Source organism: Pseudomonas sp. FP2294, assembly GCF_030687625.1.
Classification (GTDB): domain Bacteria; phylum Pseudomonadota; class Gammaproteobacteria; order Pseudomonadales; family Pseudomonadaceae; genus Aquipseudomonas; species Aquipseudomonas shahriarae.
Genome location: NZ_CP117441.1, coordinates 15,737 through 41,192, shown reverse-complemented (window position 1 = coordinate 41,192; position 25,456 = coordinate 15,737). Strand labels below are relative to the sequence as shown.

Annotated in this window: 28 protein-coding genes; 13 read left to right on the top strand and 15 right to left on the bottom strand. The window is 62.6% G+C overall.

The window, feature by feature from the left end:
- Positions 1–57: 57 nt before the first annotated feature.
- Both PSH73_RS00195 and PSH73_RS00190 read right to left on the bottom strand, forming a co-directional pair.
- Complete coding sequence (locus PSH73_RS00195; protein ID WP_057439269.1) at positions 58–282, bottom strand: DUF1161 domain-containing protein; 225 nt, start codon at positions 280–282, stop codon at positions 58–60.
- 115 nt (positions 283–397) lie between these two features.
- Positions 398–613 (bottom strand): dodecin, encoded by a 216-nt coding sequence (locus PSH73_RS00190; protein ID WP_057439270.1) that lies wholly within the window; start codon positions 611–613, stop codon positions 398–400.
- 155 nt (positions 614–768) lie between these two features.
- Here PSH73_RS00190 and PSH73_RS00185 point away from each other — a divergent pair, with 155 nt between their 5' ends.
- A complete protein-coding gene (locus PSH73_RS00185) occupies positions 769–1,095 on the top strand; it encodes a YqjD family protein (protein ID WP_003170746.1) in 327 nt (108 codons plus the stop codon).
- Here PSH73_RS00185 and PSH73_RS00180 read toward each other — a convergent pair.
- Positions 1,092–1,988 carry a LysR family transcriptional regulator gene (locus tag PSH73_RS00180; RefSeq protein WP_057439271.1) on the bottom strand — a complete coding sequence of 299 codons (897 nt, stop codon included), beginning with the start codon at positions 1,986–1,988 and terminating at the stop codon, positions 1,092–1,094. The genes PSH73_RS00185 and PSH73_RS00180 overlap by 4 nt on opposite strands.
- Positions 1,989–2,097: 109 nt before the next feature.
- Here PSH73_RS00180 and trpB point away from each other — a divergent pair, with 109 nt between their 5' ends.
- Positions 2,098–3,324, top strand: a complete 1,227-nt coding sequence (trpB, locus tag PSH73_RS00175; protein WP_057957888.1) for a tryptophan synthase subunit beta — start codon at positions 2,098–2,100, stop codon at positions 3,322–3,324.
- A complete protein-coding gene (trpA, locus tag PSH73_RS00170) occupies positions 3,324–4,133 on the top strand; it encodes a tryptophan synthase subunit alpha (protein WP_057439273.1) in 810 nt (269 codons plus the stop codon). Before trpB ends, trpA begins: the two co-directional genes overlap by 1 nt.
- A gap of 138 nt (positions 4,134–4,271) precedes the next feature.
- Here trpA and PSH73_RS00165 read toward each other — a convergent pair whose 3' ends face one another.
- The 6 genes from PSH73_RS00165 to PSH73_RS00140 form a co-directional block, all read right to left on the bottom strand.
- Positions 4,272–5,588 carry an MFS transporter gene (locus tag PSH73_RS00165; protein ID WP_057957887.1) on the bottom strand — a complete coding sequence of 439 codons (1,317 nt, stop codon included), beginning with the start codon at positions 5,586–5,588 and terminating at the stop codon, positions 4,272–4,274.
- A gap of 150 nt (positions 5,589–5,738) precedes the next feature.
- On the bottom strand, positions 5,739–6,887 hold the full coding sequence (gene dgoD, locus PSH73_RS00160) for a galactonate dehydratase (protein ID WP_032857121.1): 1,149 nt from the start codon (positions 6,885–6,887) through the stop codon (positions 5,739–5,741).
- A gap of 46 nt (positions 6,888–6,933) precedes the next feature.
- A complete protein-coding gene (locus PSH73_RS00155; protein WP_057957886.1) occupies positions 6,934–7,554 on the bottom strand; it encodes a 2-dehydro-3-deoxy-6-phosphogalactonate aldolase in 621 nt (206 codons plus the stop codon).
- A gap of 1 nt (position 7,555) precedes the next feature.
- Positions 7,556–8,521 (bottom strand): 2-dehydro-3-deoxygalactonokinase, encoded by a 966-nt coding sequence (locus tag PSH73_RS00150; RefSeq protein ID WP_057957885.1) that lies wholly within the window; start codon positions 8,519–8,521, stop codon positions 7,556–7,558.
- A 163-nt stretch (positions 8,522–8,684) separates the two neighbouring features.
- The gene (locus PSH73_RS00145) at positions 8,685–9,011 is read right to left on the bottom strand and encodes a DOPA 4,5-dioxygenase family protein (protein ID WP_057444830.1); all 327 of its coding nucleotides are present in this window, start codon (positions 9,009–9,011) and stop codon (positions 8,685–8,687) included.
- A 31-nt stretch (positions 9,012–9,042) separates the two neighbouring features.
- Positions 9,043–9,993, bottom strand: a complete 951-nt coding sequence (locus PSH73_RS00140) for a LysR family transcriptional regulator (RefSeq protein WP_057439276.1) — start codon at positions 9,991–9,993, stop codon at positions 9,043–9,045.
- Between the two features lie 103 nt (positions 9,994–10,096).
- On the opposite strand from PSH73_RS00140, the gene betC reads away from it, so the two are divergent.
- The 3 genes from betC (at position 10,097) to PSH73_RS00125 (ending at position 14,192) form a co-directional block, all read left to right on the top strand.
- Positions 10,097–11,611 (top strand): choline-sulfatase, encoded by a 1,515-nt coding sequence (gene betC / locus PSH73_RS00135; RefSeq protein ID WP_305461711.1) that lies wholly within the window; start codon positions 10,097–10,099, stop codon positions 11,609–11,611.
- 19 nt (positions 11,612–11,630) lie between these two features.
- Positions 11,631–12,548, top strand: a complete 918-nt coding sequence (gene choX, locus PSH73_RS00130; RefSeq protein ID WP_305461709.1) for a choline ABC transporter substrate-binding protein — start codon at positions 11,631–11,633, stop codon at positions 12,546–12,548.
- Between the two features lie 81 nt (positions 12,549–12,629).
- Positions 12,630–14,192: a SulP family inorganic anion transporter gene (locus tag PSH73_RS00125; RefSeq protein WP_273871995.1), complete on the top strand. Its 1,563-nt coding sequence runs from the start codon at positions 12,630–12,632 to the stop codon at positions 14,190–14,192.
- Positions 14,193–14,239: 47 nt separating this feature from the next.
- Here the strand turns inward: PSH73_RS00125 and aroE are convergent, their stop codons facing one another.
- Together aroE and hemF are read right to left on the bottom strand one after the other, a co-directional pair.
- Entirely contained in the window at positions 14,240–15,064 is an 825-nt protein-coding gene (gene aroE, locus PSH73_RS00120) for a shikimate dehydrogenase (RefSeq protein ID WP_057439279.1), read from the bottom strand.
- Positions 15,064–15,996 carry an oxygen-dependent coproporphyrinogen oxidase gene (gene hemF / locus PSH73_RS00115; protein ID WP_057957881.1) on the bottom strand — a complete coding sequence of 311 codons (933 nt, stop codon included), beginning with the start codon at positions 15,994–15,996 and terminating at the stop codon, positions 15,064–15,066. Before hemF ends, aroE begins: the two co-directional genes overlap by 1 nt.
- Before the next feature lie 159 nt (positions 15,997–16,155).
- Here hemF and PSH73_RS00110 point away from each other — a divergent pair, with 159 nt between their 5' ends.
- The gene (locus PSH73_RS00110) at positions 16,156–17,133 is read left to right on the top strand and encodes an NADPH:quinone reductase (protein WP_057439281.1); all 978 of its coding nucleotides are present in this window, start codon (positions 16,156–16,158) and stop codon (positions 17,131–17,133) included.
- Between the two features lie 122 nt (positions 17,134–17,255).
- On the opposite strand, the gene PSH73_RS00105 is transcribed toward PSH73_RS00110, so the two are convergent.
- Positions 17,256–17,813 carry an L-threonylcarbamoyladenylate synthase gene (locus PSH73_RS00105; protein ID WP_057957880.1) on the bottom strand — a complete coding sequence of 186 codons (558 nt, stop codon included), beginning with the start codon at positions 17,811–17,813 and terminating at the stop codon, positions 17,256–17,258.
- A gap of 54 nt (positions 17,814–17,867) precedes the next feature.
- A complete protein-coding gene (gene dprA, locus PSH73_RS00100) occupies positions 17,868–18,962 on the bottom strand; it encodes a DNA-processing protein DprA (protein WP_120731115.1) in 1,095 nt (364 codons plus the stop codon).
- On the opposite strand from dprA, the gene PSH73_RS00095 reads away from it, so the two are divergent.
- From PSH73_RS00095 to PSH73_RS00070, 6 genes are read left to right on the top strand one after another with little or no spacing between them, the layout of a single operon-like run.
- Positions 18,963–19,238 carry a hypothetical protein gene (locus tag PSH73_RS00095; protein ID WP_128593095.1) on the top strand — a complete coding sequence of 92 codons (276 nt, stop codon included), beginning with the start codon at positions 18,963–18,965 and terminating at the stop codon, positions 19,236–19,238.
- A complete protein-coding gene (def, locus tag PSH73_RS00090) occupies positions 19,226–19,732 on the top strand; it encodes a peptide deformylase (RefSeq protein WP_005783383.1) in 507 nt (168 codons plus the stop codon). The genes PSH73_RS00095 and def overlap by 13 nt, the downstream gene beginning before the upstream one ends.
- Before the next feature lie 57 nt (positions 19,733–19,789).
- The gene (gene fmt, locus PSH73_RS00085) at positions 19,790–20,740 is read left to right on the top strand and encodes a methionyl-tRNA formyltransferase (RefSeq protein ID WP_115127075.1); all 951 of its coding nucleotides are present in this window, start codon (positions 19,790–19,792) and stop codon (positions 20,738–20,740) included.
- Positions 20,740–22,050 (top strand): 16S rRNA (cytosine(967)-C(5))-methyltransferase RsmB, encoded by a 1,311-nt coding sequence (rsmB, locus tag PSH73_RS00080; protein ID WP_115127074.1) that lies wholly within the window; start codon positions 20,740–20,742, stop codon positions 22,048–22,050. The genes fmt and rsmB overlap by 1 nt, the downstream gene beginning before the upstream one ends.
- Before the next feature lie 23 nt (positions 22,051–22,073).
- Positions 22,074–23,447 carry a Trk system potassium transporter TrkA gene (trkA, locus tag PSH73_RS00075; RefSeq protein ID WP_057957876.1) on the top strand — a complete coding sequence of 458 codons (1,374 nt, stop codon included), beginning with the start codon at positions 22,074–22,076 and terminating at the stop codon, positions 23,445–23,447.
- 18 nt (positions 23,448–23,465) lie between these two features.
- Complete coding sequence (locus tag PSH73_RS00070) at positions 23,466–23,777, top strand: hypothetical protein (protein WP_057439283.1); 312 nt, start codon at positions 23,466–23,468, stop codon at positions 23,775–23,777.
- 136 nt (positions 23,778–23,913) lie between these two features.
- Here the strand turns inward: PSH73_RS00070 and PSH73_RS00065 are convergent, their stop codons facing one another.
- Both PSH73_RS00065 and PSH73_RS00060 read right to left on the bottom strand, forming a co-directional pair.
- Positions 23,914–24,801, bottom strand: coding sequence for a lysophospholipid acyltransferase (locus PSH73_RS00065; RefSeq protein ID WP_057439284.1), 888 nt, complete (start codon positions 24,799–24,801; stop codon positions 23,914–23,916).
- A 40-nt stretch (positions 24,802–24,841) separates the two neighbouring features.
- Positions 24,842–25,399, bottom strand: a complete 558-nt coding sequence (locus PSH73_RS00060; RefSeq protein ID WP_057439285.1) for a DNA-3-methyladenine glycosylase I — start codon at positions 25,397–25,399, stop codon at positions 24,842–24,844.
- Positions 25,400–25,456: the final 57 nt, after the last annotated feature.

Sequence of the window (25,456 nt, the reverse complement as noted above, 5' to 3'; positions counted from 1 at the left end):
ACATTGTCGAGCCTTGGCGAGGCTCGACAACGCCCACAGTTGGTTGCTACCACGGGATCACCCGCGGTTGTAGACGATTTCCTTGGTACCACCTTCGCAACTGCCGACCACTTCGCCGTTGGTTGCGCTGCCTTTATCGACAATTTCCAGGGTGTACCCGGAAGCGCCATTGGCCTGGATCTTGGCGTCGATTTCGCTTTTCAGCTCGCCACAAGGTTTGCCAGCCGCCAGGGCTGTACCTGCCAGGCTCAACAAACCTACCGCTAACAGAAACTTTTTCATCCGTTACTTTCCTTGCGCTGATCAAAAAATGTACGCCGACACGCAGGGTATCGGCGCCCAAAGGGTGTAGCGCAGGTTATGGCAATCGGCCAGCGTGCAAGTTCAACCGTGCCGATCAACTATTGGCAATGCGGAAGCCCACCTTGAGGGTCACCTGGAAGTGCGCGGCCTTGCCGTCCTTGATGTGGCCACGGGTTTCGGTGACCTCAAACCACTCCAGGTGCTTGATGCTCTTGTTGGCCTCGGCCAAGGCATTGTTGATGGCGTCCTCGATGCTGGTTGGGGACGAGCCCACCAGTTCGACTTTTTTGTAGGTGTGATGATCAGTCATGAGTGCTCTCCTGGGTCGATGAATACAGCCTAGCAGTGATTCTTCGTACTGCTTCTGGCGACTCTTCTCACCTGAAAGTTCAGATTTACTGCACTTTCTGAAACCCCCGCAGTCGGAATCAACACACGTCACTCATTCACTCCAGGAGAGCCCACATGGCCAACACCTCTTTACGCAAAGCGTCATTGGAAAGCATGGAAGCCGAGATTTCGAGCCTGCTCAAATCCCTTGAGAGCCTCAAGGACGATGCATCCGACGAGTCGCGCAAAACCCTCAAGGCCCTGAAAAGCAATGCCGAGAATGCCCTCAAGCACTCCCGCCATCTGATCAGCGATGCCTACGAAGAAAGCAAAGTGAAAATCCGCGAAACCGGGGTTGCCACCCGTGACTATGCCCAAGAGCATCCTTGGACCACCGCCGGCGTTGCCGTTGGCGCATTGGGCCTGCTGGCGGCCTACCTGCTGTGCAAACGCGGTGACTAAACCGGTTGGCGCGCAAGCTCAGCCTTGAGCCATTGCGCCAACTGCCGGGCGCGCCCATCCGCGGCGCGCTTGGGTAGCCACAACGCCAGTTGCGCCGGGGTTTGACTAAAACCCCACGGCGCAACCAGGCGACCGGCACGCACGTCCTCCGCCACCAGCGGTTGCGGTGCGATCGCCACCCCCAGGCCCGCTACGGCCGCCTCCAGCAAATAATACAAATGTTCAAAACCCTGGCCATACTTAAGCGCGCTGGCGTCGATGCCATGGTGCTGCGCCCAATTGGGCCAGGCTTGTGGGCGCGAGGTGGTGTGCAACAGGGCTTCGCCCAGCAGGGCCTGGGCGGGCGCCTGGCGCAGGGCCTGGTAATGGGCAAAGTGCGGGCTCATCACCGGGCCGATCCGCTCGCTGACCAACTCGTACACCTGCATATCGGCCGGCCACGGCGGCTCGGCAAACACCAGCAAGGCATCCAAGCCCGGCCGCCTGGGGTCAAGATCGCCTTCGCCCGCTGATAGATGCAGGCGCAAATCCGGCAAATCCGCATTCAAGCGCCCCAGCCGTGGAATAAACCAGCGCGCCAGCAAACTGCCAGAACAGCCGAGGACAAACGGCGCATCAGCGCTGCTCTGGGTCAGTTCCCCGCACACATCCCGCAGGCGCTCGAACGCCTCGAAGCTGGCATCGCGCAGCCGCACCCCGGCATCTGTGAGTTTAATGCCACGCCCATCCTTGACGAAAAGACTCACCCCAAGGTGTTCTTCCAACACTTTCAGTTGTCGGCTGACGGCACCGTGGGTCACATGCAATTGCTCGGCAGCCTGGCTGACGCTGTTGAGGCGGGCAGTGGCTTCGAACGCACGCAGGGCGTTAAGGGGTGGAAGGTCTCGGCTCATCTGTGAGTTTTCCTGACAGGTTGCGGCGATCTTATCGGTTTTCACGGTACAGCGTCAGGGGTAGAGTGGCCGTCATTGCCTCTCCCACCTCTTCACCCTGGAGCGCACCATGACTCAGTCCCAGACCGATTTACGCAACGGCCCTGATGCCAACGGCCTGTTTGGCGCGTTCGGCGGCCGCTACGTGGCGGAAACCCTGATGCCGTTGATCCTCGACCTGGCCCGCGAATACGAAGCGGCCAAAGTCGATCCGGCCTTCAACGAAGAACTGGCCTACTTCCAGCGCGACTACGTCGGACGCCCAAGCCCGCTGTATTTCGCCGAGCGCCTGACCGAGTTCTGCGGCGGCGCCAAGATCTACCTCAAGCGTGAAGAGCTGAACCACACCGGCGCGCACAAGATCAACAACTGCATCGGCCAGATCCTGCTGGCGCGGCGCATGGGCAAAAAACGCATCATCGCCGAGACCGGCGCCGGCATGCACGGCGTGGCCACCGCCACCGTCGCCGCGCGGTTTGGCCTGCAATGCGTGATCTACATGGGCACCACCGATATCGAGCGCCAGCAGGCCAACGTGTTTCGCATGAAGCTGCTGGGTGCCGAAGTGATCCCAGTGGTCGCCGGCACCGGTACCCTCAAGGACGCGATGAACGAAGCCCTGCGCGACTGGGTAACCAACGTCGACAGCACCTTCTACCTGATCGGCACCGTGGCCGGCCCGCACCCGTACCCTGCGATGGTGCGCGACTTCCAGGCGGTGATCGGCAAGGAAACCCGCACCCAGTTGCAAGCCCAGGAAGGCCGCCTGCCGGACAGCCTGGTGGCGTGCATCGGCGGTGGCTCGAATGCCATGGGCCTGTTCCACCCGTTCCTCGATGACACCAGCGTGGAGATCATTGGTGTTGAAGCCGCCGGCTACGGCATCGAAACCGGCAAGCACGCGGCCAGCCTCAATGGCGGCGTACCGGGCGTGCTGCACGGCAACCGTACCTTCCTGTTGCAGGACGACGACGGCCAGATCATCGACGCCCACTCGATCTCTGCGGGCCTCGATTACCCCGGCATCGGCCCTGAGCACGCATGGTTGCACGACATTGGCCGCGTCCAGTACACCTCGGTAACCGACGACGAAGCCCTCGACGCCTTCCACAAATGCTGCCGCCTGGAAGGGATTATTCCGGCACTGGAAAGCGCCCACGCCCTGGCCGAAGTGTTCAAGCGCGCCCCGACCCTGCCCAAGGATCACCTGATGGTGGTCAACCTGTCAGGCCGTGGCGACAAGGACATGCAGACCGTTATGCACCATATGGAAACCGCCAAGCAGGAGAAACACTGATGAGCCGCCTGCAAACCCGCTTTGCGCAACTCAAGGAACAAAACCGCGCCGCCCTGGTGACCTTCGTTACCGCTGGCGACCCGGGGTATGACACCTCCCTGGCGATCCTCAAGGGCTTGCCGGCAGCCGGCGCCGATGTGATCGAACTGGGCATGCCTTTCACCGACCCCATGGCCGATGGCCCGGCGATCCAACTGGCCAATATCCGTGCGTTGGGCGCCAAGCAGAACCTGGCGAAAACCCTGCAGATGGTGCGCGAGTTCCGCAAGGGCAACACTGATACACCGCTGGTGCTGATGGGCTACTTCAACCCGATCCACATGTACGGCGTGCCACGGTTTATCAGTGACGCAAAAGAGGCCGGCGTCGATGGCCTGATCGTGGTCGATATGCCACCGGAACATAACAGCGAACTGTGCGACCCGGCCCAGGCCGCGGGCATCGACTTTATCCGCCTGACCACGCCAACCACTGACGATGTGCGCCTGCCCACCGTGCTCAACGGCAGCTCCGGGTTTGTGTACTACGTGTCGGTGGCCGGTGTGACCGGTGCCGGTGCCGCTACCCTGGAGCACGTGGAAGAAGCCGTCGGCCGCCTGCGCCGGCATACCGACCTGCCGATCAGCATCGGCTTCGGCATCCGCACCCCGGAACAAGCCGCCGCCATCGCCCGCCTGGCGGACGGTGTGGTGGTGGGGTCGGCGCTGATCGACCACATCGCCAACGCCAGCAACGACCAGCAAGCGATTGACGGGGTGTTGAGCCTGTGTGCAGCGCTGTCGGAAGGTGTGCGTAACGCTCGCAAGTAAGATTCTTGCTCTGGGCAATCGGGCTGTTGTGGCGAGGGAGCTTGCTCCCGTTGGACTGCGTAGCAGTCCCATTTTAGGGCCGCTTCGCGCCCCAACGGGAGCAAGCTCCCTCGCCACAGGCCCCTAGCGGATAGGTATCTATTCCTTGAGCTCGATGCGCTCGACCTTGCCCACCAGCAGTATGTAGGACAGCGCCCCCAGCAGCGCCAGCACCGCAATGTAGGTAATCGCCGGCGCAAACGAATCGCCCGTGGCCAGAAAGCCAATGACGATCGGCGTGGTAATCGCCGCCAGGTTGCCGATGAAATTGAACACTCCCCCAGTCAGCCCCAACAGCCGCGCCGGCGCCAGGGTCGAGACCAGCGACCAGGTGATCGACGCCAGGCCATTGCCGAAAAACGCCACCGCCAGGAACGCAATCACCAGTGGCGTCGAATCGACGAAGTTGGCGCCAATGATTGCCGTGGAAATCAGCAGGCCGCTGATGATCGGCAACTTGCGCGCAAACCCCACCGAGGTGCCACGGCGGATCAGCCAGTCGGAAAACAGCCCGGAACACAACACCCCGACAAAGGCCGCGAGGAAGGGTAGCGAGGCGAGCAGGCCGGACTTGATGAAGTCCATGCCGCGATATTTCACCAGGTAGGTCGGGAACCATGTCAGGAAAAACCACAGGGTCGAGTTCAGGCAGAACTGGCCCAGGTAGATGCCCCACAGCTTGCGCTTGCTCAGCACGATCCCCAGGTCGACCCAACTGAAGGGCGCCTTGCGCTTGGCAGTTTGTGCGTCCAGGTCCACCAGGCCGCCGCCTGCGCGGATCAGCTCGATTTCTGCGCTATTGACCCCCTTGAAGTCCCGCGGCTCGCGGTACACCGCGTACCACACCAGCGCCCAGAGGATGCCCACCGCGCCGGTGCTGATAAACACCATGTGCCAGCCATAGTGGTGCTGCAACCAGGCCAGCACCGGGGTGAGGAACGCCAGCCCGACGAACTGCCCGGACGTGTAGAAACCAATGGCCGTGGCACGCTCACGCTCGGGAAACCAACTGGTGACGACCCGGCTGTTGATCGGATAAGCCGGCGCTTCCAGGGCACCCACCGCCATGCGCAACACGAACAACGCGATAAAGCTCGCAGCAAAGCCCAGCATCACCGTGGCAATCGACCATAACAGCAGGGCGGCGGTGTACAGAATGCGCGGCGGCACCCGGTCCACCAGCCAGCCGCCGGGGATTTGCATGGCGGCATAGGTCCAGCCGAACGCCGAAAAAATCAGCCCGACATGCACCGGGTCGATGCCCAGCTCACTGGTCAGGGCTGGCGCGGCAATCGACAGGTTGCTGCGGTCCAGGTAGTTGATCACCACCGTGATAAACAGCAGGACCATGATGAAGTAACGCTTGCGGCTGGGCGTGACTAAAGACGCCTGCCCGGTGAGGGTTTCAGGGTGCATGGGGGAGCCTCTTATTATGTTTATTGAGGTCGATTAACGGCTACCGGGTTGAAAGTGGGAGCTGGCTTGCCTGCGATGGCGGCGGAACATTTAAGATTGCTATCGCAGGCAAGCCAGCTCCCACACTGACCACGTGCCATCAGGTGAAAATCACCACTCGGCAAAACTGCCATCGGCATGCCGCCAGATCGGGTTGCGCCAGCGGTGACCAATGGCCGCGCGCTCGATCACGTATTCCTCGTTGATCTCAATCCCCAGGCCCGGCCCGTTGGGGATCTTCACGAAGCCTTGGTCGTAATCGAAAACTCCCGGATCGCGCACGTAGTCGAGCAGGTCATTGCTCTCGTTGTAGTGAATGCCCAGGCTTTGCTCCTGGATAAACGCGTTGTAACAAACCGCGTCCAGTTGCAGGCACGCCGCCAGGGCAATCGGCCCCAGCGGGCAGTGCAGGGCCAGGGCCACGTCGTAGGCTTCGGCCATGTTGGCGATCTTGCGAGTTTCGGTGATGCCGCCGGCATGGGACGCATCCGGCTGGATGATGTCGACGTAGCCTTCGCTGAGCACGCGCTTGAAATCCCAGCGTGAGAACAGCCGCTCACCCAAGGCAATCGGGGTGCTGGTCAGGGGCGCCAGCTCCTTGAGCGCTTCGTAGTTTTCGCTGAGCACCGGTTCTTCGATAAACATCAACTTGTACGGGTCCAGCTCTTTCATCAGCACCTTGGCCATGGGCTTGTGCACGCGGCCATGGAAGTCCACGCCGATGCCGACATTCGGGCCGACCGCATCGCGCACGGCGGCGACGTTGGCCAGGGCCTGGTCGACCTTGTCGAAGGTGTCGAGAAACTGCAGCTCCTCGGTGCCATTCATCTTCACCGCCGTAAACCCACGGGCCACGGCTTCCTTGGCCGCACGGGCGGTGTCAGCCGGACGGTCGCCGCCGATCCACGAATAGACACGGATCTTGTCCCGCACCTGGCCGCCCAGCAGGTCGCTGACCGACACCCCGAGGGCCTTGCCCTTGATGTCCCACAAGGCCTGGTCGATGCCGGCCAGGGCGCTCATATGAATCGCACCGCCCCGGTAGAAGCCGCCGCGATACAGCACGGTCCAGATATCTTCGATATTGCGTGGGTCTTTGCCGATCAAATAGTCGGACAGCTCCTCGACCGCGGCCGCCACGGTGTGGGCGCGGCCTTCAACCACGGGCTCGCCCCAACCGGTCACGCCCTGGTCGGTTTCCACTTTGAGGAAGCACCAGCGCGGCGGCACGATAAAGGTGGTCAGTTTGGTGATTTTCATCTGCTTATCTCTCTTGTCGGATGCAGCGCCTGGGCGCCAGGCACACTCAGTTCAAGGCGTTCCAGGCAGCGACATACGCCTGGGCACGACTCGCCACCTGCTCGACACTCATGCCGGGCTTGAACAGCCCGGAGCCCAGGCCAAAGCCCTTGACCCCGGCGTCGACGAACACTTGCATGTTGTCCGGGGTAATCCCGCCCACCGGCAGCAGGACCGTGCCGGCCGGCAGCACCGCCAGCCAGGCCTTGACCACCGCCGGGCCCATTTGCTCGGCCGGGAACAGCTTCAGCACATCGGCACCTTCGGCCAGGGCGGCGAAAGCTTCGGTGGGCGTCGCGACCCCGGGCGACAGGTACAGGCCAGCGGCTTTTGCGGCGCGCAGCACCTTGGCATCACTGTGGGGCATGACGATCACCTGGCCACCCGCCGCCTTCACCCGCTCCACCTGCTCGGGCGTCAGCACGGTGCCGGCACCGATCAGGCAATCGGCGGGCAACGTCTCACGCAGGGTGCGGATGCTGGTGTAGGGATCGGGCGAGTTGAGTGGCACTTCGATCACCCGGAACCCGGCCTGGTACAGCACCTGGCCGACAGCTGCGGCCTCATCCGGGCGCAGGCCCCGCAGGATCGCGATCAAACCGTTTTGAGTGAGTGCTTGCTTGAGCATGTCAGGCCTCGATTGCAGGTTGAATGAGCCCGGCGGCCAGTGCCAGTTGCCACAGGCCGCGCTGAGTTGCTTCTTGCGCGAGGCTGACGTGGCTGAAACCACACAGGGCGAGGGCGCGCTGGTAACGGGCGCAGAGGGCGTTGGCGCCGACCAGGATGATCGGCGGGGTGCGTGCACGGTCGGGCAAGCCGGCCAGTTCATGGCCGATCAGCAGGCCGGACAGGTAGTCGGGTTGCTGCTCAGGGGTCAGTTCAGCGGTCAACCCGAGGGTGCGCGCGCTGAACAGGGTCGACAGCACCCCACGCTGGCCATCCGCTGAAAGCGCCACGTGTACGCCTCGATCAAACGCTTGGGCCTGGAACTGCCCGGCGCTCTTTTGCGTACGCCCCAGAATGCTGTGCGTGCTCAGCACCGCGAACAGTTCACCGGTCATGAAGGTGTCAAAGTGGGTGATGCGGCCTTCGACCACCTCGACCCATTTGGAATGGCTGCCGGGCAGGCCGATCAATAACTCAGCGCAGGCTGGCAGGCTTTGCAGCACGCCGAGCACCTGGGTTTCTTCGCCGCGCATCACGTTGGGCAAGCCAACCTGCTCGATCACGCCGGGCACGATATGCACATCGACACCGCGCAGGCTGCGTACCTTGTGCAGGGCCTGGCCGAGGCTGGCGACGTCGACCGGCGTCTTGCGATAGGCCGCTTCGCCCCAGCCCTGGGCGCTGCCGACCATGCCGCAGGCAATCACCGGCAGATCGGGCTGGGCAGCCAGCCAGTCGCCACAGGCGTCATCAAACGCCAGTTCAAACCCATCGCAGCAGTGAACGCCGGCAATCAACCGTGGTTCGCTGGGCAAATGCATGATCCCCGACGCCAGCGAGCGCTGTTCGAGGACCTGGCCACCGGGGCCGAGCTTATAAGCACGAAGGGAACTGGTACCCCAATCGAGCGCGATCAATTGCGCCGGCATCGTTTCACCTGGAATGTGACAGATGGCCGACTATAAACCTAAGGCTTGAAATATCTCAATATATAAATATCAATCCCATATAGTGGAACAAGATAAAGAAAATCCCCACGCCCCCGTACTTTTCATCGCACAGGAACGCGAGGATTCAGCTGACAGCAACTGGTTAAAAAATCGACAGATCCAACGGGCGCATGGCCCCCATCCAGATCGCGTAGTCGGTGTGGTCCTTCAGGTCATCGCCGGTATCCGGGTGCAGAAACACCACCAACCCATTGCGATTGAGCGCCAGCCACGGCAGCGCCACGCCGATGTACTGCGGGTCGAACGCCAGCTGGCAGCTCCAATCCGGGTGCGGGCCCACCGGGCGCTCATGCATGCGCCCCATGCGCAGCGGGAAGATGGCCGCCGCGTCTTCACACAGCGTGCGCGCCTGGTCGATCGTACTGGCGTCGAAGTAGATATGGGCGTGGTAGCCCTTGATACGTTGCATGAGAGGCTCCGGACTCGTTGATCGGCCGATCCTAGACCGCAATCGACGGCAGGGCCAGCCCGGCCAGGGGCTGCGCGCTGCTGGCCTGCTCCGCCGCCAGCCACTCGACAAACCGTTCGATCAGCTGCCCGCGGCGCTTGCGCTGGGGCAACACCACGTAATATCCAAAGCGCGAGATCACCGTGTCGCCAATCGGCCGGCACAACCACTTCTGCTCCAGCAGGTTATCCACCAGATGGCGCCAGCCGATGGCCACACCCTGGCCGGCAATCGCCGCCTGGATCAGCAGGGTGTAATTGTCGAAACGCAGCGGCCCCGGGGTTGGTGCGGCGGTGATCCCCAGTTCGCGAAACACCCCGTTCCAGTCGAACCACTGGCTGTTGTTTTCCTGGCGCAGGTGCAACAGCGGCAGTTCCTGCAGGCTTTGTAGCGACAGTGGTGCAGTGCGGCCCCTGAGCAGTTGCGGGCTGCACACCGGGAACACTTCCTCGTTGAACAACCACTGGCTGTGGCCCTGGCGAAAACGCCCATCGCCAAACAACACCGCCACATCGATATCACTGCGCAAGGTCGCGTGGTTGCGCTCGCTGGTGACCAGGCTCACATCCACCTGTGGGTTGGCTTCGTGAAAGCGATGCAGACGTGGCATCAGCCAATAGGCAGCGAAGGCGAAGTCAGTCGCCACTTGCAACACTTCGTGCTGGTCCTGCTCTGTGATCGCGCCCAGGCCCGTATCAATGCTCTGCAACCCGGCCTGAACATGTTCGAACAGCAGCATGCCCGCGTCCGTCAGTTCGATGCCACGGTAGATGCGATCAAACAGGCGCACCGCCAGTTGTTCTTCCAGGCGCTTGATCTGCTGGCTGACAGCCGGCTGGGTGGTGCCCAGCTCCATGGCCGCTGCGGTGAAGCTGCGATGACGGGCGGCCGCTTCAAAGGCCCGCAATAGATCCAGCGACAGGTTACCCAGGGCTTTATACATAAGCGGTGCTTATCCTAGACATTGCTTTTCATGGGCTTTACCACGGTTTCCATGGCCTGCATGCTCAATCGCATAAACACTGACTATGGAATGCCGAGAGACCATGAAGCGCAAGAACATTCTTTTCATCATGGCCGATCAAATGGCCGCGCCGTTGCTTCCGTTCTACGGTCCTTCGCCGATCAAACTGCCCAACCTGAGCCGCCTCGCCGCCCAGGGCGTGGTGTTCGACGCTGCATACTGCAACAGCCCGCTGTGCGCGCCGTCGCGCTTTACCCTGGTCAGCGGCCAGTTGCCGAGCAAGATCGGCGCCTACGACAACGCGGCGGATTTCCCCGCCGACGTCCCGACTTACGCCCACTACCTGCGCCGCCTCGGCTATCGCACGGCGCTGTCGGGCAAGATGCATTTCTGCGGGCCCGACCAGTTGCACGGCTATGAAGAGCGCCTCACCAGCGATATCTACCCCGCCGACTACGGCTGGGCGGTGAACTGGGATGAGCCCGACGTGCGCCCCACCTGGTATCACAATATGTCGTCGGTGCTGCAAGCCGGCCCGTGTGTGCGTACCAACCAGCTGGATTTCGACGAAGAGGTGGTGTTCAAGGCCCAGCAGTACCTGTTCGACCATATTCGCGAGGACGGCGACCAGCCATTCTGCCTCACGGTGTCCATGACCCATCCCCACGACCCGTACACCATTCCCAAGCCGTTCTGGGATCTGTACGACGACAGTGACATCCCAATGCCTACAACCCCGGCCCAGACCGAGCTGGACCCCCATTCCCAGCGCCTGCTCAAGGTCTACGACCTGTGGGACAAACCGCTGCCTGTGGATAAGATCCGCGATGCACGGCGCGCCTACTTCGGTGCCTGCAGCTACATCGACAGCAATGTCGGCAAACTCCTGCAAACCCTGCAGGACACTGGCCTGGCCGAGGACACCATCATTGTGTTCTCCGGCGACCACGGCGACATGCTCGGCGAGCGTGGGCTCTGGTACAAAATGCACTGGTTTGAAATGGCCGCGCGGGTCCCGCTGCTGGTCTGTGCGCCGGGGCAATTCCAGGCCGGGCGGGTGAGTGCGGCGGTGTCCACTGCCGACCTGTTGCCGACCCTGGTGGAGCTGGCCGGCGGTGAACTCGACGCCAACCTGCCCCTGGATGGCCGCTCGCTGGTCCCGCACTTGCGAGGGCAGGGCGGGCATGACGAGGTGTTCGGCGAATACATGGCCGAAGGCACCATCGGCTCACTGATGATGATTCGCCGGGGCGCCTACAAATTCATCTACAGCGAGGACGATCCTTGCCTGCTGTTCGATGTACACAACGACCCCCGTGAGCAGGAAGAACTCAGCCAGTCGCCGGCCCACCGTGCGCTGTTCGACGCCTTCCTGGTCGAGGCGCGAGCCAAATGGGACATGCCCGCGATCCACCAGCAAGTGCTCGCCAGCCAGCGCCGCCGGCGCCTGGTATACGAGGCGCTGACGCTGGGCAAACTCAAGAGCTGGGATCACCAGCCGCTGGTAGACGCCAGCCAGCAGTACATGCGCAACCATATCGACCTCGACGATCTGGAGCGCAAGGCACGTTATCCACAACCCTGCCAAAACCAATAAATCCAGTGAGGGGAAGGCCATGAAAAAGTTATCCACAGCCGTGAGTACCGTACTGTTATTGAGTGCTAGCCAGGTGTACGCCGACGCCCGTTGCGAGACGGTAAAAATGGCCGACCCCGGCTGGAGCGACATTGCCGCCACCAACGCCATCACTGGTTTTTTACTGAGCGGCATGGGTTACAAGGCCAAGGTCGATACCCTGGCGGTGCCGATCACCTTTGGCGGGCTCAAGGACGGCCAGGTGGATGTGTTTATGGGGAACTGGATGCCGGCGCAGCAGGGCTTCTACGACAAGTTCGTGGCCAATGGCGACGTGGTGCAACTGGCGAAAAACCTCGAAGGCACCGAGTTCACCCTCGCGGTGCCGGACTATGTGTGGGAGGCCGGCGTGCGTGACTTTGCCGACCTGAATAAATTCGCCGACAAGTTCGACAAGAAGATCTACGGCATCGGCTCCGGCGCGCCGGCCAACCTGTCGCTGCAAGAGATCATCAAGAAAAACGACTTCGACCTCGGCCAGTGGAAGCTGATCGAATCCAGTGAGCAGGCGATGCTCGCCGAGGTGTCCAGGGCGGTGAAGCGCGAGCGTTTCGTCACCTTCCTCGGCTGGACACCGCACCCGATGAACGTGCAGTTGAAGATGCGCTACCTCAAGGGCGGCGAAAAATACTTCGGCGACACCGGCAGCGTGTACACCCTGACCCGCAAGGGTTATGCACAAGCCTGCCCGAATGTGGCGAAACTGCTGGCCAACCTGACGTTTACCCAGGACATGGAGAACAGCATCATGGCCGAGGTGGCGAACAACAAGGTCAGCAATGCCGACGCGGCGAAGGCATGGATCAAGGCCAATCCGGCGGTGCTGGAGCAGTGGCTGGAGGGGGTCAAAACCCTGGATGGCCAGGAGGCATTGGCGGCGGTCAAGGCCAGGCTTTAGCAGCGCCCACACAAGCCAGCGCCCACAGGGCAGTGTTTGTGCTGATACCCTGACTCAAACTTTTTTGACCTGAGCTGCCCAATGCCCCGGCCCCATACACTCTTCCCCTTCCTGCGCTGGCTGCCGCGCCAGACCCGCGCCAGCGTCGGCCGGGATGCGCTGGTCGGCCTCAGCGGCGCGGTGCTGGCCTTGCCGCAATCCATCGCCTACGCCCTGATCGCCGGCCTGCCCCCCGAATACGGCTTGTATGCGGCAATCATCCCGGTGCTGATTGCCTGCCTGTGGGGTTCGTCCTGGCATTTGATCTGCGGTCCGACGGCGGCGATTTCCATTGTGCTCTACGCCAGCATCAGCCCGCTGGCGGTGCCGGGCTCGCAGGACTACATCACCCTGATTCTGTTACTGACCTTGCTTGCCGGCGTATTCCAATGGCTATTGGGCATACTGCGCTTTGGCGCGCTGGTCAATTTCGTCTCCCATTCCGTCGTCCTCGGCTTCACCCTCGGCGCGGCAGTGGTCATCGCCCTGGGCCAGTTGCCAAACCTGCTGGGGCTCGACCTGCCCAGCCAGGCCACGGCTATCAACAGCCTGCTGGCGCTGATCGACCACGGCGGCGAGTGGGATCGCCCGTCACTGGCCCTTGGCCTGGGCACCTTGCTGGTGGGCGTGCTGCTTAAATACTGCGTACCGCGCTGGCCGAACTTGTTGATTGCTCTGGCCCTGGGCAGCCTGGCGACGTGGGTGTGGCCGGCGATGTTCGGGCATGTGGCGCGGGTCAGCTCATTTGTTGGCCAACTGCCGCCGTTCAGCCCGTTGCCGCTGGACCTGGACATGATCCTGCGCCTGCTACCCAGTGCCGTGGCGGTGGGCATGCTGGGGTTGGTGACCAGCCTGTCGATTGCCCGCTCGCTGTCGGCGCGCTCGCAACAACTGCTCGACGCCAATCAGGAAGTACGTGCCCAAGGGTTATCCAATATCGTCGGCGGATTTTTCTCCGGCTACCTGTCGGCCGGTTCCTTCACCCGCTCGGGCCTGAGTTACGAGGCGGGCGCCTGTTCGCCGCTGGCGGGGGTGTTTTCGGCGTTATGGGTGGCACTGTTTGCGCTGTTTGGCGCGGCGTTGATTGCGCATATCCCGATCCCGAGTATGGCCGCCAGCATTCTGCTGATCTGCTGGGGCCTGGTGGACCATCGTGGCATCCGCGCACTGTGGCGGGTCAGCCGTGCCGAGTGTGTGGTGATGGGCCTGACCTGCCTGGCTACCTTGCTGCTGGAGCTGCAAACGGCGATCTATGCCGGGGTGCTGGCATCGTTGTTCTTCTACCTCAAGCGCACCTCGCAGCCACGGGTCCAGCAATGGCGCGATGGGGAAGACGATGTGCTGCGGGTCGGTGGCTCGATCTTCTTTGGCGCCAGCCATTACCTGCAAGTGCGCTTGCAGCGCCTGCAAGGCCAGCGGGTGGTGATCGAGGCGCAGCAGATCAACTTTATCGACTATTCCGGGGTGGAGATGCTGCACCAGGAGGCGCGGCGATTGCGGGGCCTGGGGCGCAGCCTGACGTTGCGCCGGGCGCGGCCGCAAGTGGTGGAGGAGTTGAGGAAGCTGGAGGGGGCCGACAAGTGCCCGATCCTTTTCGAAGACTGACACGGTCAAAAACTGTAGGAGCTGGCTGGCCAGCTCCTACATTAGAATCAGTTAGCCGCCAGTTGTTTGCGCAGTTCAGCCAGCACCGGCGCCGAATCCGGCCGCACCCCGCGCCACAGGTAGAAGGCTTCCGCCGCCTGCTCCACCAGCATGCCCAAGCCATCCATTGCCACCGCCGCACCGTGTTCAGTGGCCCAGCGGCAGAATGCGGTCGGCTCCTTGGCGTACATCATGTCGTAGCAAAAGGTCTTGCCCGGTTCGACCAGGCTGCCGGCAATCGGCGGTACATCGCCTGACAGGCTGGCCGAAGTGGCGTTGATGATCAGGTCCACCGGTTCACTCAGCCAATCGAAACCGCTGGCAGACACCGGCCCCAGGTCATCGAACAGTTCGGCCAGCCGCTCGGCTTTTTCCACGGTGCGGTTGGCGATAACCAGCGAGGCCGGCTGTTGCGCCAGCAGTGGTTCCAGGGCGCCGCGTACCGCGCCGCCGGCACCGAGCAGCAGGATGCGCTTGCCCGCCAGGCTCAGGCCGGCGTTGACGGTCAAGTCGCGCACCAGGCCGGCGCCATCGGTGTTGTCGCCCAACAGACTGCCATCGGCCAGCTTGCTCAGGGTATTCACCGCGCCTGCGCGCTGCGCACGCTCGGTCAGGGCGTTGGCCAGGCGGTAGGCCTCTTCCTTGAATGGCACGGTGACGTTGGCACCGCGCCCTTGCAGGAAAAATTCACGGGCACAGCCGGTGAAATCCTCGAGCGGCGCCAGCAGCGTGTTGTAGTCCAGCGCCTGGCCGGTCTGCTCGGCAAACAGGCGATGAATCAGCGGCGACTTGCTGTGGCCGATGGGGTTGCCGAACACCACATAACGATCCATCAGCTGGCCGCCTTGGGCGCAGCAAGGCCGAGCCAGTCACGGTCTTGCAGGAAGTAGTCGGTCAGGCGTGCTTCTTCGCTGCCGGCAATAGCCTTCCAGTCATAGCTCCAGCGCACTTGCGGTGGCAGCGACATCAGGATCGACTCGGTACGCCCGCCCGATTGCAGGCCGAACAGCGTGCCACGGTCGTAGACCAGGTTGAATTCCACGTAGCGCCCACGGCGGAATTCCTGGAACTGGCGCTGCTGCTCGGTGTAGGCCATCGCCTGGCGACGCTGGACGATCGGCAGGTAAGCGTCGATGTAGGCGTCGCCAATGGCGCGGATAAAGGCGAAGCAGGTGTCGAAGTCCCACTCGTTCAAGTCATCGAAGAACAGGCCGCCAATGCCCCGGGGCTCGTTGCGGTGCTTGATGTGGAAGTAGCTGTCGCACCAGGCCTTGTAGCGCGGGTAAACGTCCGCGCCAAATGGCGCACAGGCCTGCTCGGCCACGCGGTGCCAGTGGATGCAGTCTTCTTCGTTGGCGTAGTAGGGCGTCAGGTCGAAGCCGCCACCGAACCACCACACCGGCTCTTCGCCTTCTTTCTCGGCGATGAAAAATCGCACGTTGGCGTGGGACGTCGGCACATGGGGGTTATGCGGGTGGATCACCAGGGACACGCCGAGGGCCTCAAAACCGCGACCGGCGAGCTCCGGGCGGTGGGCACTGGCGGACGGTGGCAGGCCGCTGCCGAACACGTGGGAAAAGTTGACGCCGCCTTTTTCGATCACGCTCCCGTTCTCGATTACCCGCGTGCGGCCACCGCCGCCGGCTGGGCGCGTCCAGGCGTCTTCGATAAAGCGCGTATCGGCCTCGAAGGTTTCCAGGGCGCTGCAAATGCGGTCTTGCAGGTCGAGCAGGTAGGCTTTTACAGCCTCGGTGCGGGTAGTCATGGCATCACCTTGAATCGGGCAAAGCTACGCGAGGCCATTGGGCGTCGGCGGCAAAGGGCGCACAGGATACCACCGCGCCGGGCGCTGCCACAGTTGACGAAGATCAAGCATAAGAGTCCGATAGGAGCCTTTGGCGAAACAGACTTGAGGAGAGAGCAGATGGCCAAACGTATCCAGTTCAGCGCCCATGGCGGCCCCGAAGTACTTGAGTATGTGGACTACACGCCAGCGGAACCAGGCCCACAGCAGGTCCGGGTGCGGAACAAGGCCATTGGCCTGAACTTCATCGACACCTATTACCGCAGCGGCTTGTACGCACCGCCGGCCCTACCCTCGGGCCTGGGCGCAGAAGGCGCGGGCGTGGTGGATGCGGTGGGCAGCGAAGTCAGCCAGTTCAAGGTCGGCGACCGCGTGGCCTACGGCAGCGGCCCTCTGGGTGCGTACAGCGAGCTGCATGTGTTGCCGGCGGCCAACCTGGTGCACCTGCCGGACGCCATCAGCTTCGAGCAAGCCGCCGGCGCCATGCTCAAGGGCCTGACCGTGCAGTACCTGCTGCGCCAGACCTATGAGTTGAAAGGCGGCGAAACCATCCTGTTCCACGCCGCTGCCGGTGGCGTCGGCTCCCTGGCCTGCCAATGGGCCAAGGCCCTGGGCGTGAAGCTGATCGGAACGGTCAGTTCGCCGGAAAAAGCCGCCCTGGCCAAATCCCTCGGCGCCTGGGAAACCATCGACTACAGCCAGGAAAATGTCCCACAGCGGGTGCTGGAACTGACCGACGGCAAGAAGTGCCCGGTGGTGTACGACGGCGTCGGCAAGGACACCTGGCTCGCCTCGCTGGACAGCGTCGCGCCCCGTGGCCTGCTGGTGAGTTTCGGCAATGCGTCGGGCGCGGTGGAGGGGGTGAACCTGGGTATTCTGGCCGCCAAAGGCTCGCTGTATGTCACCCGGCCAACACTGGCGACCTACGCCAATACGCCACAGAACCTGCAGGCCATGGCTGACGATCTGTTTGGCATGATCGAAAGCGGCAAGGTGCGCATTGATATCAACCAGCGGTATTCCCTGGCGGACGCGGCGAAGGCGCAGGTGGAGTTGTCGGGGCGGCGGACGACGGGGTCGACCATTTTGTTGCCATAGGATCTCGATGGTTTGGCAGACCGCTATCGCGGGCAAGTCCGCTCCCACATTCGAGCGCATTCCCATGCTGGAAATCGGTCGAATGTGGGAGCGAGCTTGCTCGCGATAGCCACGCCTGGGTCTCAGGACGGGCGCCGAACCTCGCCCGTCGCCAGATCCCGAATCAAACTAGGGTTCTTGCGCCCACCCAGGCGCCCACCCAGCACCAGGTCTACCTGCCCCCGGAAATACTGCTCTACCCGGATCCGCGTGCGCGCCGCCGGCCGGCCCTGGGGGTTGGCCGAGGTGGAGATCAGTGGCCCCACCAGCGAACACAAATCCCGCACCAGCGGGTGATCAGTGACCCGCAACGCTACCGTGTCGTGCTTACCGGTAATCCATTCAGGCAGCAGGTCCTGGTGGGGGACCAGCCAGGTGTTGGGCCCCGGCCAGGTACTGGCCATGCGGTCGATCCAGGTGTCTGGGAAGTCTTCGAATAGAAAATCGAATTGCCGGATATTGTCGGCGACCAGGATCAAGCCCTTATCCACCGAGCGGCCCTTGATCGCCAGCAGGCGATCTACCGCTTCTTCGTTCCACGGGTCGCAGCCCAGGCCCCACACGGCCTCGGTCGGATAGGCAATCACCGCGCCAGCGCGAACTTCTCGTGCGGCTTGTTGCACACGCCACCTGTTGACCATTACTCACTCTCCGGACTAAAGCTCTGCGCAGTTTACCGATCTTCGTAACAAAACCTAACTGCGCGCGAGCCAGCGGCCGCTTTCACAGATCACCCGGCCCTCCAGCTCCAGTTCGGTAAGGCTCACCAACACCTGGGACAGGCTTTGCCCGCTGGCAATGGCCAAACTTTCACTGGTCTGGGGCGCCGCGTGCAGCAGCGCCACCAGCGGGTGGGTCACGGCCACCGGCGCGGGCCGCGACAACGCCTGCCAGCCGCGCAACCCTTCAAGAATGTGTTCGATGGTTTCCACCAACACCGCACCGTCACGGATCAACTGATGGCAGCCCCGGGCCCCCGGATGATGAATCGAGCCCGGTATCGCATACACCTCGCGCCCCTGCTCGGCGGCCAGCCGCGCAGTAATCAGCGAGCCACTGGCCACGCTGGCTTCCACCACCAGCACGCCCAGGGACAGACCACTGATAATGCGGTTGCGTCGTGGGAAGTTTCCAGCCTGGGGGCCGGCGTCCAGCGGAAACTCGGAAACCACCGCGCTGCCCTGAGCAATCATTGCCTCGGCGAGCCGGCGGTGGCGCTGTGGATAAAAATTTTCCAGGCCGGTGCCCAGCACCCCGATAGTCTGCCCTCCGACATCTAATGCCGCCTGATGGGCGGCCCCATCAATTCCCAGGGCCAACCCACTGGTGATGACGAAACCGGCGCTCGCCAGGCTGCGGGAAAAGGCTGCCGCCGTATCCATTCCAGGGCGCGAAGCGCGTCGGCTGCCGACCATGGCCAACTGCGGTTTTTCCAGGATAGCGGGCGTGCCGGCCACGAATAATAACGGCGGCGCATCGTCCAGTTCGGCCAGCAAGGCTGGGTAGTCGGGCTGGTCCCACATCAACAAATGCTGGGCCGGGCGCTCTAGCCAGGCCAATGCGGCGCTGGCGCCATCACGCACTTGCGCACTGCGCCGGGCTTCGGCGCAGGCCGCCGGCAACCCCAGGGAGCGCCAGGCACTGGCTGGCGCGCCGATGGCTTTTGAGGCGCAGCCAAAGGCCTCGATCAATGTTTTAAAACGCCTTGGCCCCAACTCCGGCATACGGTGCAAACGCAGGCGGGCTTCGAGCTCGGCAGGGGAAATATCCGGGGTATGAATGACTGACATATGATCATCCTTGATCAGGAACAAGCTGTGGATAACTCTGTTGGTAACTTCTTTAGCAGGCTAATTATTGCAACTGGTTATTGCCGCCCAACCGGGCCGCCTGTTTTGAAGACGAGTAGCGATTTCCTCATGGGGGCAATCTCCTTTATTATGTGGGTTCGCGTGAAATGCCTGGCCTTCGCGGCCTGCGAGCGTTTCACACCGGCCGTGCGGGTGTCCCGACGCCGATTTGCCTTTACCTCACATGTGCAGCAATTACGCTTATGGCTATTTTGAACATCCTCGAATTCCCGGACTCGCGCCTGCGCACTATCGCCAAACCGGTGGCCGTAGTGGACGACAAGGTTCGTCAGTTGGTCGATGACATGTTTGAAACAATGTATGAAGCACCGGGCATCGGCCTCGCCGCGACCCAGGTCAACGTGCACCTGCGCGTGGTGGTCATGGACCTGTCCGAAGACCGCAGCGAACCGAGGGTGTACATCAACCCGGAGTTCGAGCCGCTGACCGACGAGATGGGCGAATACCAGGAAGGCTGCCTGTCGGTGCCGGAGTTCTACGAGAACGTCGAGCGCCCGCTGCGCGTCAAGATCAAGGCCCTGGACCGCGATGGCAAACCCTTCGAGCTGATTGCCGAAGGCCTGTTGGCGGTGTGCATCCAGCATGAGTGCGACCACCTCAACGGCAAGCTGTTTGTCGATTACCTGTCCACGCTCAAACGCGACCGGATCAAGAAGAAACTGGAAAAGAAGCATCGCCAGCAAGCTTGATTCCCTTCTTTCAAAGGCTTGCTCCGGCAAGCCTTTTTCTTTTGTGAGACGTTTCCCATGACCGAGCCACTGCGCATCGTTTTTGCCGGCACCCCTGAATTTGCCGCCGAACACCTCAAGGCCCTGCTTGCCAGCCCTTATGAAATCGTCGCGGTGTACACCCAGCCGGATCGCCCGGCCGGCCGTGGGCAAAAACTGATGCCCAGCCCGGTCAAGCAGCTTGCCCTGGAACACGGCATTGTCGTGCTGCAACCGCCAACCCTGCGCAATGCCGAGGCCCAGGCTGAACTGGCCGCGCTGCAGCCGGACCTGCTGGTGGTGGTGGCCTACGGCCTGATCCTCCCCCAGGCGGTGCTGGATATCCCGCGCCTGGGCTGCATCAACAGCCATGCCTCGCTGCTGCCGCGCTGGCGCGGTGCGGCGCCGATCCAGCGCGCGGTGCAAGCCGGTGACGCCGAAAGCGGCGTGACCGTGATGCGCATGGAAGCCGGCCTGGACACCGGGCCGATGCTGCTCAAGGTCACCACGCCCATCACCGCACAGGACACCGGCGGCAGCCTGCACGACCGCCTGGCGGAGATGGGCCCGCCTGCGGTGGTAGAGGCGATTGCCGGTCTCGCTGCTGGCACCTTGCAGGGTGAAGCGCAGGACGACAGCCTCGCCACCTACGCCCACAAGCTGAACAAGGACGAAGCACGCATCGACTGGAGCCGCCCGGCCGTGGAGCTGGAGCGCCTGGTACGCGCCTTCAACCCGTGGCCGATCTGCCACAGCACCCTCAATGGCGAAGCCTTGAAAGTCCTCGCCGCCACCCTGGCCGAAGGCAGCGGCGCCCCCGGTGAAATCATCGGCGCCAGCAAGGAAGGCCTGCTGGTGGCCTGCGGCGAACAGGCACTGTGTCTGACCCGTCTGCAATTGCCCGGTGGCAAGGCGCTGAACTTCAGTGATTTGTTCAACAGCCGTCGTGAGAAATTTGCCCCCGGCATCATCCTCGGAGTGGACGCTTGATGAACCCGCGTTTGGCCGCCGCCAAGGCCCTGGCCGCCGTGCTCAACGGCAAGGCTTCCCTGAACAGCTCGTTGCCGGTGCAACTGGATAAAGTCGAAGACCGTGATCGCGGCTTCACCCAGGACCTGGCCTTTGGCACCGCCCGCTGGCAGCCGCGTCTGTCGGCGCTGGCGGCCAAGCTGCTGCAAAAGCCGTTCAAGGCCGCCGATGCCGACGTCGAGGCGTTGCTGCTGGTGGGGCTGTACCAATTGCTCTATAGCCGGGTGCCGGCCCACGCCGCCATCGGCGAAACCGTAGGCTGCGCCGACAAACTGAAAAAGCCCTGGGCCAAGGCCTTGCTCAATGCCGTGCTGCGCCGCGCCCAGCGCGAAAGCGAGGGGTTGCTGGCCGAGCTCGAACACGACCCGGTAGTGCGCACTGCGCACCCGCGCTGGCTGCAAAAATCCCTCAAGGCGTTCTGGCCAGAGCAGTGGGAAGCCATCTGCGCTGCCAACAATGCCCACCCGCCAATGATTCTGCGGGTCAATCGTCGCCATCACAGCCGCGATGCCTATCTCCAATTACTGGCAGAGGCCGGCATCAATGCCAGCGCCTGTGTGTACAGCCAGGACGGCATCGTGCTGGAGACCGCAGGCGATGTGCGCAGCCTGCCAGGCTTTGCCGAAGGCTGGATCAGCGTGCAGGACGAAGCCGCGCAACTGGCCGCCGACCTGCTTGACCTGGCGCCGGGCCAACGGGTGCTGGACGCCTGCTGCGCGCCGGGCGGCAAGACCTGTCACATCATGGAAGTCGAGCCCGGCCTGGCCGGCGTCGTCGCCGTCGACTTGGAAGCCAAGCGCCTGGTACGCGTGCGTGAAAACCTTGCGCGCCTGGGCCTGGACGCCGAGCTGATTGCCGCCGATGGGCGCGACACCGCCACCTGGTGGGATGGCAAGCCGTTCCAACGCATCCTCCTGGATGCGCCATGTTCCGCCACCGGTGTGATCCGCCGCCATCCGGATATCAAGCTGACCCGCCAACCCGACGACATCGCCGCCCTGGCTGTGCTGCAAGGCGAGTTGCTGGACGCGTTGTGGCCGACGCTGGAGGTCGGTGGCATCCTGCTCTACGCCACCTGCTCGACGTTGCCGACCGAAAACACCGAAGTGATCGAAGCCTTCCTCGCCCGCACCAGCGGCGCGCGGGAGTTGGACATTGCCACCACCGCCGGCATCAAGCAGCCCCACGGCCGCCAGTTGCTCGCGCAGGAAGGCGGGCACGATGGCTTCTATTACGCCAAGCTGATCAAGATTGCCGCTGCACGCGGCTGAATGATTTTTAAGGGAGTGACCGGATGAAGATCATCATCCTCGGCGCAGGGCAGGTCGGCGGTACGCTGGCCGAGCACCTGGCCAGTGAAGCCAACGACATTACTGTGGTCGACACCGACGCCGAACGCCTGCGTGGCCTAGGTGACCGCCTGGATATCCGCACGGTCCAGGGCCGCGCCTCGTTCCCCACTGTGTTGCGTCAGGCCGGTGCCGACGATGCCGACATGCTGGTGGCGGTGACCAACAGTGACGAGACCAACATGGTCGCCTGCCAGGTCGCTCACACCCTGTTCCACACCCCGACCAAGATCGCCCGGGTGCGTGAAGCGGCCTACCTGACCCGCGCCGGGCTGTTCGACAACGACGCGATTCCGGTGGACGTGCTGATCAGCCCGGAGCAGGTGGTCACCCACTACATCAAGCGCCTGATCGAAATCCCCGGTGCGCTGCAGGTGATCGACTTTGCCGAAGGCAAGGCGCAACTGGTGGCGGTCAAGGCCTACTACGGCGGGCCGCTGGTGGGCCAGCAACTGCGCCAGCTGCGCGAACATATGCCGAATGTGGAAACCCGCGTAGCCGCGATTTTCCGCCGCGACCGGCCGATCCTGCCCCAGGGCGACACGGTGATCGAAGCCGACGACGAAGTCTTCTTCATCGCCGCCAAGGCCAATATCCGTGCCGTGATGAGCGAAATGCGCCGGCTCGACGAGAGCTACAAGCGCATTGTCATCGCCGGCGGCGGGCAGATTGGCGAACGCCTGGCCGAGGCCATCGAAAGCCGCTACCAGGTGAAGATCATCGAGATGAACGCGGCGCGCTGCCGCTACTTGTCCGATACCCTCGACAGCACCGTGGTGCTGCAAGGCAGTGCGTCGGATCGTGACCTGCTGATGGAAGAAAATATCGCCGACGCGGATATCTTCCTGGCCCTGACCAACGATGACGAGGCCAACATCATGTCATCGCTGCTGGCCAAGCGGCTGGGGGCGAAGAAGGTGATGACCATCATCAACAACCCGGCCTATGTGGACCTGATCCAGGGTGGCGACATCGACATTGCCATCAGCCCGCAACTGGCCACCATCGGCACTTTGCTGGCCCACGTGCGGCGCGGCGATATCGTCAGCGTGCACTCATTGCGCCGCGGCGCGGCGGAAGCCATCGAGGCGATTGCCCATGGTGATTCCAAGTCGAGCAAGGTGATCGGCCGGGCGATTCGCGATATCGGTTTGCCACCGGGCACCACCATTGGCGCGATCATCCGCGATGAAGAAGTGATCATCGCCCATGACGACACGGTGATCGCCACGGGTGACCATGTGATTCTGTTCCTGGTGGATAAAAAACATATCCGCGATGTGGAGAAGCTGTTCCACGTGGGGTTGAGCTTTTTCTGATCTGACGGAGAGACCGACATGCTCGAATCCCTGGAAAAAATGCTCGCCAAGGGTGTGGATAACTCGCTGCTGCGCTTTGGCTTGGGCAAGGGTTACCTGGACCTGAAAGACAACGCCAAGGCGGCCGAGCATTTGCAGAGGTGCGTCGGGTTTGACCCGAAGTATTCGGCGGCGTGGAAGCTGCTGGGCAAGGCACACGCTGCGCTGGGCGATAAAAGCGCAGCACGCCAGGCATGGGAGCAGGGGATTACAGCGGCCCAGGCCCACGGCGACAAGCAGGCCGAGAAAGAGATGACGGTGTTCCTGAAGAAACTCGACCGCCAAGCCTGAATGGAGATCACAAATGTGGGAGCGGGCTTGCTCGCGAATGCGGTGTATCAGCTACACATTCAGTGACTGAGACTCTGCATTCGCGAGCAAGCCCGCTCCCACATTGGTTTTGCATCGACCTTGAGTCAGTCGCGAATCAGTACCAACGCGCCTCGCCTGGCGGGCGTTTCTTGAAGCGCTTCATGCTCCACATGTACTGGCTCGGGTAGGCGCCGACATAACGCTCCACCACCTTGCTCATCGCCGCGCAGGAGGTGGCCGTGTCGGTGCTGTACATGTCTTCCGGCGCCGCTTCCAGGATCACTTTGTAGCCCGAGCCGTCCGGCAGCCGCAGGGCATGCAGGAACACACCCACCGCCTTATGGCCGGCGAGCATGTTCGGCACGAACTTGCTGGTCAGCGCCTGGGTGGCGAAGAACGGTACGAAAATCCCGGCCGATTCCGCCGGCTCCGGATCTGCAGGAATCCCCACCTGGCCGCCCTTGCGCACTTCCTTGATCACGCTGAGGATGCCTTCCTTGGTCGACGCCGCCACTCGGTTGCCCAGTTGCACGCGTTGCTTGCGCAGCAGGTCATCCACTGCCTTGAGCTTGGGCGGGCGGTAGAAAATGATCGGTTTGCACTGGCTGCAATAGAAGTGGTTCAACACTTCCCAGTTGCCCAGGTGGCTGGTGATGCCGACCACGCCTTTGCCCGAGGCCAAGGCTTGCTGCAGCACTTCCAGGCCTTCGACTTCGCGCACCAGGTCGATGGAGCGCTGGGCCGGCCAGATCCAGGCGCAGGCGCTTTCGGTCAGGGACTTGCCGATATCCATCAGGCTCTGGCCCACCAGGCGCTCACGCTCGGCCGGGTCCATGTCCGGGAAACACTTGGAGAGGTTGATCCGCACCGTGTCGCGGGAGCGGTTGGGGGTTTTCCACATGATCCAGCCAATCGCCGAACCCACGGCTTGCACAGCGCGCCAGGGCAGCAGGGCAAACAATCGCAGAGCGCCTACCAGCAAGGCGCCTTTTAACTTTTCCACAGGTCACTCCTGATCGTGTGTGGTGCGCAAAGCGGCCATTCTAACCGGCGTTGACCAAGTCCGCGTAACGGTCGCAGTCCTGGGTGTGGTCCATGACCATGCCTGAGGCCTGCATGAACGCGTAGCAGATAGTCGGGCCGACGAACGTAAAACCGGCTTTCTTGAGGGCTTTGCTCATGGCTTCGGCCTCTGGCGTAATCGCCGGGACCTGGCTGCGATCCTTGAAATGATTGACCTTGGGCACGCCGCCGACAAACGACCAGAGCAACCCCACCGGATCCTCCAGCGCCAGCCAGGCCGCGGCATTGCGCCGGGTGGCATTGAGTTTCAAGCGGTTGCGCACAATGCCTGGGTCGAGCATCAACTGCTCGATCTCGGCATCGCTCAACTGCGCCAGGCGCTTTGGATCAAAACCGAACAAGACCTTTCGATAATGCTCGCGTTTGCGTAAAACGGTGATCCAGGACAGGCCCGCCTGGAACCCTTCGAGCAAAAGCAACTCGAACAAACCCTGCGCATCGCGCAGCGGCGTTCCCCACTCTTGATCGTGATAAGCCATGTACAGCGGATCTTCAGAACACCAAAAGCAGCGTGGCATAAGGCTCCAGGGAGTGGTGGCGGGGCCGAATCGGGTATACTCCCGCCCTTTAAATCG